The 203-nt window shown below is 69.0% G+C and carries 1 protein-coding gene; it reads right to left on the bottom strand.

Going from position 1 to position 203, the window contains the following annotated elements:
• On the bottom strand, nt 1-203 hold a 203-nt coding region (locus F6S12_RS33650), incomplete at both ends, for a DUF3142 domain-containing protein (protein ID WP_315870099.1).

Here is a 203-nt window from a genome sequence, read left to right as displayed (position 1 = left end):
AGCCGGGCGCTGCCGGCATCGTGGTCGATCTCCAGGCCGGCCAGGGTCAGGCCCTGCCCTTGCCAGTCGGCCAGCAGTTGCTGCACCTGCTGGAGGATGTCGTCCTGGTTCAGGGACGGCAGTTGGCCATCCAGGCGCACCACCGCAATCAGTGGGCGACCGTCTTGCTTGAGCAAGGCGGCGTCGATCCGCGCCCGGCTCCA

The organism is Pseudomonas sp. JV245A (assembly GCF_032424515.1).
In the GTDB taxonomy this organism is placed as follows: Bacteria; Pseudomonadota; Gammaproteobacteria; order Pseudomonadales; family Pseudomonadaceae; genus Aquipseudomonas; species Aquipseudomonas protegens.
This window is presented reverse-complemented; position numbering and strand designations above follow the sequence as displayed.